The sequence below is a fragment of the Mycobacterium sp. NAZ190054 genome, from assembly GCF_001545925.1.
In the GTDB taxonomy this organism is placed as follows: Bacteria; Actinomycetota; Actinomycetes; order Mycobacteriales; family Mycobacteriaceae; genus Mycobacterium.
Map to the genome: position 1 here is coordinate 1 of NZ_LMVQ01000121.1, position 10079 is coordinate 10079.

Below are 10079 nucleotides of genomic sequence, written 5' to 3' on the forward strand. Positions count from 1 at the left end.
CGGCGCCGCGCAGGTGAACCGCGACAGCGTGGACGCCATCCCCTCGACGCTGCCGGTGGTGCTCGGGCTGATCGCGGGCATCATGTTCGCGCTACTGTTCCTGCTCACCGGCAGCGTCGTGATGCCGATCAAAGCCCTTGTGCTGAGCATGCTTTCGTTGACGGCCGCCTTCGGCGCGGACACCGCGGGCACGTCCGGCACCCGCGACAGCTCGGCGGCGTAGGCCGACAGCTCCGCCGGGGATACCCCGGTGCTGTCGGGGACGACGACCGTCACCGCCGTGTCGGTGTTGTCGGCGAACTCGGAGCGCAGCTGGTCGCCGACCTGGTGCGCGGACGCCGACGTCGGCAGCACCCGCTCGTCGGGGAATCCCCATCTCACGCCGAGGAAGGGGATGCCCAGCACCAGCAGCAGCGCGACCACCGCGAGCCCGAGCGGCAGGGCGCGTCGCATCACCGCCTTGGCGCAGCGGTACCAGAACCGCTGTTCGACGGGCACGGGCTGCGGTTCGGGCCGGTGCAGCAGGCGCCGTGCCAGCTTGCGGACGTCCAGGGACTCGACGCGGTCACCCAGCAGCACCAGCGCAGCAGGGGTGACGACGACCGCGGCGGCCGCGGCGAACGCCACGGTGGCCACCCCGGCGTACGCGAACGACTTCAGGAAGTGCATCGGGAACAGCACCATCACCGCCATCGACAGCGCGACCGTCGTCGCCGAGAACAACACGGTGCGGCCGGCTGTGGTCACGGTGCGGCGGATCGCATCGGGGCGGTCGGCGCCGGCGGCCAGCTCGTCGCGGTACCGGGACAGGAGCAGCAGCGTGTAGTCGATGGCCAGTGCGAGTCCCATCGCGGTGGCCAGGTTCAGGGCGAAGATCGACACGTCGGTGGCGAACGTGACCAGCCGCAGCACCGCCAACGCGCCGAGGATCGCCATCCCGCCGATGGCGACCGGCAGCGCGGCGGCCAGCAGCCCGCCGAACACCCAGACCAGCACCAGGAAGCTCAGCGGGATCGCCATGGCCTCCATCACCAGGAGGTCCCGCTGGGAGTGTTCGGTGATCTGCACGTCGACCATCGCGGTGCCGCCGGTGCGCACCGTGACACCGGCGGGCGGGGCGCGGGTGACGTCCTCGGAGATCTGTCTGGCGTAGGTCTGCTGCTGGGCCTCGTCCCCGCGGATACCGGCCACGACGAGTCCGGCGGTGCGGTCCCGGCCGGCCAGATCCGCCGCCGCGGCCGGTGGCGAGGTCCACGGCGACGACACGTCGGTCACATGCGGATCGGTGTCCAGCCGTCGCACGATGTCCAGCCCGGCGTCGCGTACCCGCGGGCTGTCGATGCCGTCGGCGGAGGTGACCACGATGAGCATCTGGACGTCGCCCTGACCGAACGTGTCGGTGAGAAGCGCCGACGCATGGGCGGATTCGGAGCCGGGATCTGAAAACCCGCTCGGTGACAAGGTCTTGGCGACCGGCACACCGAAGACCGCCAGCACGACGGTCAGCAGTGCCGCGGCGAGGAGGATGCGTCGCGGAGCGGCAAGAGCCAGGGAGGCGATTCTGGGAAGCAGCTGTGTCTCCAGTCCACGAAGGGTCCTAGATCTACAACACGTAATGCGTCCCTGAGCGGTTCACGGGCCGATCTCGAAGTGCTGGTAGTCCAGCGGTGTGCGCCAGTGCCCGCCCCAGCGCCACCCGCGATCGGTGAAGGCCCGCACGGCCGGATCCCCGTCGTGCAGCATCCCGGGCTCGGTGCGGCTGCGGTCCACCCACGGCCCGGCGTTGGCGGGCTGGAACTCGCCGCGCCGGTCGATGTACGGATTGAGTTTGGGGTTGACGTCGACGGCGCGGCCGTAGGCGTGCAGCGACCAGCTGCCGGTGCCCGGGATGTCGCGGCAGTTGAAGGCCGAGGTGTTGTTGTCGCGCATCGACAGTTCGTCGTCCGCGCCGGGGTAGCGGTCGGGCGTCTGCATCTTCTCGATCGGGTACCGCAGCCGGTGCAGCGCGGCGAAGACGTCGATGACGGCGTCGGTGAGGTCCCGGTGCACCACCAGCCGGCCGCGGTGGGTCTGACCGTCGAACCCCCAGTAGTCCAGCTCGACGCGGCGCAGTGCGTCCGGACCCAGCGGGCAGCCCGGTCGCCATGTCGTCCCGAGTTCGGCGGCGGTGACCGGATGCACCTCGGCGGGTTCAGGCCGGGGCGTCGCCGGGGTGATGGTGCGGACGGTCTCGGCGGGCAACTGCGACTGCGGGGTGGCGGCCGGCGGCTCTGCGGACGGTTCCGGTGCGGGCGCGGGCGGCTCCGGCGCGGGTGCGCACTGCACCAGCACTGCCGTCATGGCCGCCGCGACGGCCGGAACCGCGAACCTCACCGGGGACCAACGTACCGCAGCGGACCGTGCACTTAGTGGCGCTAATCAGTTCTGTTGGTTGAGCTTTCGAATTCGGCGGCCAGGTCACGACCTTGCTGCCATATATGTGATTTGCGCCATTCATGGTTTATATTGTGGGCGTCATCACAGAAGGGGTGGACATGGTCGGAATCGGCGAGGGCGCGATGGTCCCGCAGGGTGTCGAGTCGCACCGCGCGTCGCACGCGCCCAGCTCGGTCAATTGGGCGCTCGCAGTCTTGATGGTGGCGCTTCTGATCGCGGCGATCGCGGGTGTCGTGGTCGCGCTGTACAGCGGCATGCCGACCGTCGCACTGGTGATCGCGCTGGTCACGGGCGCCGTGTTCGCCGGCGTCGCCTGCTGAACTTCTCGCCGCGGCGCGCCGCGGCCCGTCAACGTCGGAGGAAGCGGGCCAGGCTGTCGTCGTGCTCGTCCCACCACGGGGTGTGCGGCGCCGGGCCCACCGTCCCGGTACACGGCGACGCGAACGACTTGTCGCGGTAGCCGGTGATGCTGTCGTCCTTGTCGTGTTCCCAGGTGACGAAGTGCTGCCGGACCATGTCCAGGTCGAACGCCGGGTAGTCGGTCAGGGTCAACAGGTCACGGACGTAGTCGGTCTGGAAGTCGATCTGTTCCATCACCCCGGTCACCCCGGCGTACCGCGCGCGCCACGCGGCCACGTCGGCGCCCATCGCGTCGGCGTCGGGCAGCGGCAGCCGCCCCAGCACGACGTCACGCGCCACGAACGCCTGCGCGTCGAACATGTTGAACGTGTAGTACTGGTCCTGCATGCCGAGGTACATCAGCTTCGGGTTCGCCGTCCACACCACCCCCTTGTACAGCCCGGCGGGATACAGGTTGTTCGTGGTCGTCAGCCGCAGTTCCGGCTCGAGGAACGGGAAGTGGTGCTGATAGCCGGTGCACAGGATGATCGCGTCGACATCGCGGGTGCTGCCGTCGGCGAAGTGCGCGGTACGCCGGTCGAGGCGGCTCAGCGCGGGGACCTCGGTGATGCCGTCGGGCCAGTCGAAGCCCATCGCGGCGTTGCGATAGGAGATGGTGACCGAGGCCGCGCCGTACTTGCGGCACTGCAGCGCGATGTCCTCGGCGGAGTAACTGCTGCCGAGGATCAGCAGATCCTTGCCGGCGAACTCCGCGGCGTCGCGGAAGTCGTGGGAATGCAGGATGCGACCGGGGAACATGTCGAAGCCGGGATACTCCGGCACGTTCGGCATGGAGAAGTGCCCGGTCGCGACGATGACGTGGTCGAACGTCTCGGTCCGCACGGTGCTCTCGCCGGCGGCCCGGGATTCCACCGCCAGGGTGAACGTCCCGGTGTCGTGGTCGAAGCGGACCTGCCGCACCGCGGTGTCGAACCGGATGGCCTGGCGCACGTTGCTCTTCTTGGCGCGCCCGGTGATGTAGTCGTAGAGCACCTCCCGCGGCGGGAAGGACGGGATCGGCCCGCCGAAGTGTTCGTCGAACGTGTAGTCGGCGAACTCCAGGCATTCCTTCGGCCCGTTGGACCACAGGTAGCGGTACATGCTGCCGTGCACCGGATCGCCGTGGGCGTCCAGTCCGGTACGCCACGTGTAGTTCCACAGCCCGCCCCAGTCGGACTGTTTTTCGAAGCACACCACCTCGCCGACGTCGGCGCCGTCGAGGCGGGCCTGTTCGAAGGCGTGCAACTGGGCCAGACCGGACGGTCCTGCGCCGATGACTGCGGTTCGGGACATGGGTTCCTCCTGTGACGTCACGAACGGGGACGGGTCTTGTCGGGGTCGTAGAACGGGACGCCGGTGACGGTGGCGGGGATGCGCTTTCGGTGACCGTCGAGCTTGCCGACCTCGACGCGGGTGCCGGGTTGGGCATACTGGATGGCGATCCGGCACATCGCGATGCTGGCGGACAGCACGGGTGAGCGGACGCCGCTGGTGACCACCCCGACCTGGGAGCGGCCGACGTGGACGCAGTCACCGTGGGACGCGGTCTCGTTGCCGTCCAGGCGCAACCCGACCAGGGCCCGTTGCGGGTGCGCCTTGCGCTCGAGCAGCGCCGCGCGGCCGACGAAATCGTCGGACTTGCTCGGCAACGGCACGGTGAACCCGATCCCGGCCTCGAACGGGTCGGTCTGCTCGTCGAATTCGTGACCGGCGGCCACCAGTCCCGATTCGACACGCAGCATCTCCAGCGCTTCGAGCCCGAGTGGGGCCAGCCCGTGTGGCCGGCCGGCCTCCCACACCCTGTCCCACAGCGCTTCGGCGTCGGCCGGGGAGATCCACAGTTCATAGCCGAGCTCGCCGGTGTAACCGGTCCTGGAGACCAGCAGCGGCGCCCCGTCGGGGCCGTCGAGGCGTCCGACGAGGAACCGGAACCAGCCCAGGTCACGCAGTGCGGGCTGGCCGGGCGGACTCCAGATCAGCTCGGCGAGCAGCTCCCTGCTCGCCGGCCCCTGCACGGCGATGTTGTGCAGCTGATCGGTGGAGTCCTTGATCCACACCTGCCCCAGACCGAGCCGTTCGGCGTGGGTGCGCAACCACACGCCGTCGTACGGGTCGCCGCCGATGAAGCGGAAGTTGTTGTCGCCGAGGCGGAACACCGTGCAGTCGTCCACCACGCCGCCGGTGTCGGTGCACATCGCCGAATACACCACCTGGCCGCGGGCCAGCCTGCGGATGTCCCTGGTCAGGGTGGCCTGCAGCAGCGCCTCCGCGTCGGGGCCCAACACCTCGAACTTGCGTAACGCCGACAGGTCCATCACCGCGACACGTTCGCGGCACGCCCAGTACTCCTGGTGCGGGCCGTGATTGGCGAAGCTGTTGGGTAACCAGTAGCCCTGGTAGTCGGTGAAGTTCGTCGTCAACGCGCCCGTGCGGGCCGCGAAGGCGGTCGGCTTGGTCAGCACGGGCTCGGAGTCCGGCGTCAGCCGGTGTCCCACAGCCACAGAGAACCTCCTGGTGGAGTCGTAGAGGCGGACGTGGATGTCGGTGGGCAGCCAGCCGTTGGCGGGGTCGATGTCGTCGGGGCACGCCGACGATGCGCAGACCAGATCCGCACAGGCACGCAGTAGCACATAGTCACCCGGGCGTGACCACGGTTCGTCGGAGACCAGCTGGTGTTGTGCGTCGAAGGCGGTGTTGTAGAACAGGTTCAGCGCCGGCCACCCCTGCCGGGGTGCCACGCCGAACCGTGACAGCGTGGCGTTGAAGTTGTCGGTGCAGTTGACGTGCCCGGGATAGCCCAGGTCGGCGTAGTACTTGGCGGTGCAGGCCAGCGCGAAGGTGTCGTGGCGGCCGACGGTGTCACGCACCACCTCGACGAGCGGGCGCGCACGGGAATCGAAGAACTTCCCGAACAGGCCCGGCCGGGGATACGCGCCGCCGCCGATCGTACGGGTCGTCGTCGCGTCCAGGCCGAATTCGGCGCCGTCGGCCAGCCCGCGCGCGTCGAAGGCGAGGAAGTCCGAACACTGTTGTCCGGCAACGTCGATGATCTGGATGAACTGCCCGGCCCTGACCTCGTAGGACGACGCCGTGGCGGCGTCGATCCGCATGTCCCAGAGCGGCTCGGCCAGCGGCGCGGGCAGTTCACGGATCTCCGGCCGGTGCGGGTCGGCGCGGTGCACCTCGACCCGCACCTCGGAGGGCGGATTCGGTTCGGCGTCGGTGAGGTCCATCGCGCCCGCCGGGGCGGCCACCAGCACGACGGCGTCGGCGTCGGCGGTGAAGCTGACCCGGGACCCGGCGGGGGAGCGGCCGTCGAAGAGCCGGACCGCCGTCGAGTCCTGTTGGTCGACGGCGTGCTTCGCCAGCAGCGACAGGATCCGGCCTGCGGCGTAGCCGTTCTCGTCGGGCCCGGGTACCAGACGGCGGAGCACCGTGGCGCAGGCATCCGGCCGGTAGCCGTCGACGGCGCGCGGGTCAGCGGCGAGCACCGTCAGTTCGGCGGGCTGGCGACCGTGGTGGTCGACGATGTCGAACCGGTCTCCGCCGAAGACCCGTACCGCCGTCACCGAGCCGGGCGCCACCCGGAAACGTTCCACCACAACGGGGTTCCGCGCCGGGTTCAGGGTGCGAAAGCCCGGTAGCCGACGTAGAACGCGAGGGCGCGACTCGGGGTGGAGAACAGGATGCGCGAGCCCTTGGGGAAGAAGATCGCGTCCTTCTCCCGCGCGATCTGCACCTGGCCGGTGTCGGGGTTCTCCAATCGGAACTCCCCTTCCAGCACCACCTTCATCTCGTCGTAGTCGTAGTAGTAGTCCAGCGGCGCGTCGGTGCTGCGCAGCTCGAAGTACCCCGAACACATCGGTACGCCGTTGGGATTGGAGTAGACGTCGTCGATGAAGCCCTCGGTGCCGGGATACCGCTCCAGCGACATCTGCGGAAGCTTCTGCCAGAAGCCGGATGTCACCAGGAAGGTCGGCGCGGCGGTACTCGTCATCAAGCCTCCAGTGATCTCTGCGGTGAAACAGTGTCTGACCGCAGGAAACCACGGATGCGTTTCAGTGAGATTACCGGCGGTAGCCGTCAGGTATCGATCGGCGCCGGCCCGGGCCGGCAACGGTCAGATCATGTCCTTGCGCGTCAGCCAGCGCATGATCGGCCAGCCGAGGAACACCGGCAGCCAGCAGGTCTGGATCCGGTACAGCAGCACGGCGGGCACCGCGACCGCCGCGGGCACGCCGAACGCGGCCAGGCCGCCGATCAGCGCGGCCTCCACCGCGCCGACGCCGCCCGGGGTCGGCGCCGCCGACGCGAGCGTCCCGCCGATCATCGTGACGATCGTGACGGTGACGAAACTGGCGTCGCCGCCGAACGCCTCGATGCTCGCCCACAACGCCAAAGCCCCGCCCAGAGTCGTTGTGGCGCAGCCGATGACGATCACCGCGAGGCGCCTCGGCTCGCGCGCCAGCGCGACGAGGTCGTTGATCACCTCCTGCAGCCGCGGCCGCACCGCGGTGGCCAGCCAGTGCCGCAGCTTCGGCACGAACAAGAAGATCCCGACGGCGCCCAGCGCCGCACCGGCGATCAGGTACAGCACCGTCGCGCTCGGCACGAACCGCGAGAGGTCCGCCGACACGCCGACCGCCGCGCTGAAGAAGATCAGCAGCGTGATGTGCGTGATGACCTGAACCGACTGCTGCAACGCCACCGCGGTGGTGGCCCGCAGCGCACCCAGGCCGCCCTTCTGCAGAAACCGGGTGCTCAGCGCCAGGCCGCCGACACCGGCCGGTGTCGTGGTCGCGGCGAACGTGTTGGCCACCTGCATGATCGTCAGGTTCCGGAAGCTGACCAGCCCGTCGGCGCAGGCCCACAGCGCCGCCGCCGCGCCGAGGTACTTCAGCGCCGAGACCGCCAGACCGCCCAGCGCCCACCACCAGTTGGCCGACCGCAACTCGGAGAAGAACACCGGCACCGAGCTGATGAAGGGGTAGGCGACGTAGACCAGCGCGACCAGCAGCACCATCTGGATCAGCTGGTTGCGGGTGAACCGGGTGATCGTCGCGGTCTCGATCTGGTCGGCGCCGGTCTGGTTCTTCACCTCCTCGCGAACCGCCGACATCATGCCGTCGTCGGGCACCGCCGCCCGCACGCGTTTCGGGACGGCGGCCTTGGTGAGCCGGCGTGAGGCCGCCAGCACCGGCTCGAAACCGAACACGGTGATGGCCGCGGCCACCGCCTTCTCGACGCCGTACAGGTGCGCGGTGGTGAGCAGCAGTTGTGCGATGTCGGTGTGCAGATGCGCGTCGGAGGCGCCGTACTCGGCGTGGGTGAATCCGCCGAACAGCGGGGTGCCGTCGACCACCGTGATCGATCGGCTGCGCAGGTCGCCGTGGGAGATCTGCTGGCTGTGCAGCACGCCGAGGGAGTCCCACACGCGGGTCACCGGGGTGTCGGCGGCGCAGGCTTCCAGCGGCGTTCCCCTGGCCGGTTTGTGCGCGTACACCGTCCAGCCCCGGTCCAGCGTCGCGACCGCGATGGGGGACGTGTTGGACATGCCGAGGTTGTCGACGGCCAGCGCCATCAGCGCGCGGTGTTCGACCGCGCGGCGCATCGAGGTCTGCAGCGGCGCGGTCTCGCTGTCACGCAGCCGCAGCTTGCCCCAGAACTGGCGCAGGAACCCGCCGCCGCGCTGGTGCGGGCCGTACAGCTCGACGATCGCGGCGCCCGCCTCGGCGTCGGCCGCCACCCGTTCGGTGGCGTCGAGGATCAGCGGTCCCTGCCCTGCCGGCCGCACCACCTTCAGCGCCGAGGCCTGGAAGCCGCGGCGGGCCATCGCCCGGACCACGCCGTCGAGGGGCACCTCCAACGCGGGCGTGCCGACGACGAGCACCACGAGCGCTCCGACGAACCACCCGACCGCCAGCCCGAGCAGCGACCGGGCCGGGACGACGGCGCTGACCACGAGATGGATCGGCACGAACGCCAGCAGCAACGCCCACCACCAGCGTCGCCAGCGGGCCGGCAACCACGGACCCGACACCGTCAGCACGGCGGCGAGCATCGCGATCCACCGCGGGTCGTCGAGGAACTGCGACAGCACCGTGTCGAGCCGATCGGTGAGGTCCAGATGCCAGCGCGGCGCCGCGATGCCGTTGCCCGTGATCGACAGCGCCAGGATGGCGAGCACGCCCGCCGCGGCGTAGGCGCCGAGCAGTTTCCACTGCCGGGACACGATGAGCCCGATCAGGATGATGAACGGCAGCGCCAGGATCGCGACGCCGTAAATGAGGTAGACGGTGTTGGACTGCGTCGGGCTGAGCACGCCGACGATCTCGGAGATCGACCGCTCCAGCGCCTCCCATTCGTTGCGGGTGATCAGCGAGCTGGTGACCACGACGATCAGGAAGACACCGGCCAGCGCCAGCCGCAGGATGTCGTTGGTGCGGCGGGTCAACGGCTGCAGAAGGCTGCCTGAGACAGCGACGTCCTGCCCGTCCACTCGCATTTGTCAACGATCGCTTCCTGTCGGCTGTGCAGCCCCATCGGCTCACCGACAAAATAGCGACTGTTCGGTGACGATCGATACACGTGCGCGGCCGGAACCGTCGCCGAGATTGCACCTGGGCTGTGAAAAGTCGAGAGAGGGCCTGCTGGAATGCAAGTTCGGCGGGGGTCAGGGGCGGGCGTGCCGCAGCTGCCCGGCCAGCCCGGAGGCCCTGGTGGCGCGTCTGCCGACGGCGGCGCGCACCGACTCCTCGGTCCCGACCACATGCACGCGCTTCTTGGCCCGGGTGACCGCGGTGTAGAACAGCTCGCGGGTCAGCAACCGTGAATCCGGCGGCGGCAGCAGCACCGTGACCTCGTCGGCCTGGCTGCCCTGGCTCTTGTGGATGGTCATCGCGAACATCGTCTCCACCTCGCCGAGCCGGCCCGGCGCGAGCTCCAGCGCGCCGACGTGGGCGCGCAACCCGTCCGGCGACGCGACGACGACACCGGTGTCGCCGTTGTAGACGCCGAGCCCGTAGTCGTTCTCGGTCACCAGCAGCGGCCGGCCCGGGTACCACTGCGCCCACAGCGGTTGTCCCGTCGCCTCGGCCAGCCAGCGCTCCACCTGACGGTTCCAGTGAGCGACGACGAGCGGTCCGGTCGCACGCACGCCAGGTCAGGAATCCGGTCACCGGGCCGGGGTTTGCGGCCACGTCCACCCAGCGGTCCCTTGCGGTAGCTCACCCACAACTGTGACG

At 69.6% G+C, this 10079-nt stretch carries 7 protein-coding genes and 1 pseudogene; 1 reads left to right on the forward strand and 7 read right to left on the reverse strand.

Annotated features, from left to right (window positions below):
• Together ASJ79_RS10550 and ASJ79_RS10555 are read right to left on the reverse strand one after the other, a co-directional pair.
• On the reverse strand, positions 1-1572 hold a 1572-nt coding region (locus ASJ79_RS10550; RefSeq protein ID WP_231750813.1), incomplete at its 3' end, for an MMPL family transporter.
• 60 nt (positions 1573-1632) lie between these two features.
• Positions 1633-2340: a M15 family metallopeptidase gene (locus tag ASJ79_RS10555; RefSeq protein ID WP_082753768.1), complete on the reverse strand. Its 708-nt coding sequence runs from the start codon at positions 2338-2340 to the stop codon at positions 1633-1635.
• Between the two features lie 167 nt (positions 2341-2507).
• Here ASJ79_RS10555 and ASJ79_RS10560 point away from each other — a divergent pair, with 167 nt between their 5' ends.
• Entirely contained in the window at positions 2508-2756 is a 249-nt protein-coding gene (locus tag ASJ79_RS10560) for a hypothetical protein (protein ID WP_231750812.1), read from the forward strand.
• 28 nt (positions 2757-2784) lie between these two features.
• On the opposite strand, the gene ASJ79_RS10565 is transcribed toward ASJ79_RS10560, so the two are convergent.
• From ASJ79_RS10565 to ASJ79_RS10585, 5 genes and pseudogenes are all read right to left on the reverse strand, one after another.
• Positions 2785-4128 carry an NAD(P)/FAD-dependent oxidoreductase gene (locus ASJ79_RS10565; RefSeq protein WP_067954886.1) on the reverse strand — a complete coding sequence of 448 codons (1344 nt, stop codon included), beginning with the start codon at positions 4126-4128 and terminating at the stop codon, positions 2785-2787.
• Between the two features lie 17 nt (positions 4129-4145).
• Positions 4146-6437, reverse strand: a complete 2292-nt coding sequence (locus ASJ79_RS10570; RefSeq protein WP_067954875.1) for a DUF1989 domain-containing protein — start codon at positions 6435-6437, stop codon at positions 4146-4148.
• Positions 6438-6457: 20 nt separating this feature from the next.
• A complete protein-coding gene (locus tag ASJ79_RS10575; RefSeq protein ID WP_067954877.1) occupies positions 6458-6832 on the reverse strand; it encodes an ethanolamine utilization protein in 375 nt (124 codons plus the stop codon).
• A gap of 123 nt (positions 6833-6955) precedes the next feature.
• Positions 6956-9340 carry a lysylphosphatidylglycerol synthase transmembrane domain-containing protein gene (locus ASJ79_RS10580; RefSeq protein ID WP_067954879.1) on the reverse strand — a complete coding sequence of 795 codons (2385 nt, stop codon included), beginning with the start codon at positions 9338-9340 and terminating at the stop codon, positions 6956-6958.
• A 168-nt stretch (positions 9341-9508) separates the two neighbouring features.
• Positions 9509-9979 (reverse strand): annotated as a pseudogene (locus ASJ79_RS10585) (ATP-binding domain-containing protein); the annotation flags it as partial.
• Positions 9980-10079: the final 100 nt, after the last annotated feature.

What these genes read in the sequence shown, in the direction of transcription:
- ASJ79_RS10555 (WP_082753768.1), bottom strand. Translation starts at nt 2,340, where the DNA reads ATGACGGCAGTGCTGGTGCAGTGCGCACCCGCGCCGGAGCCGCCCGCG.
- ASJ79_RS10565 (WP_067954886.1), bottom strand. Translation starts at nt 4,128, where the DNA reads ATGTCCCGAACCGCAGTCATCGGCGCAGGACCGTCCGGTCTGGCCCAG.
- ASJ79_RS10575 (WP_067954877.1), bottom strand. Translation starts at nt 6,832, where the DNA reads ATGACGAGTACCGCCGCGCCGACCTTCCTGGTGACATCCGGCTTCTGG.
- ASJ79_RS10580 (WP_067954879.1), bottom strand. Translation starts at nt 9,340, where the DNA reads ATGCGAGTGGACGGGCAGGACGTCGCTGTCTCAGGCAGCCTTCTGCAG.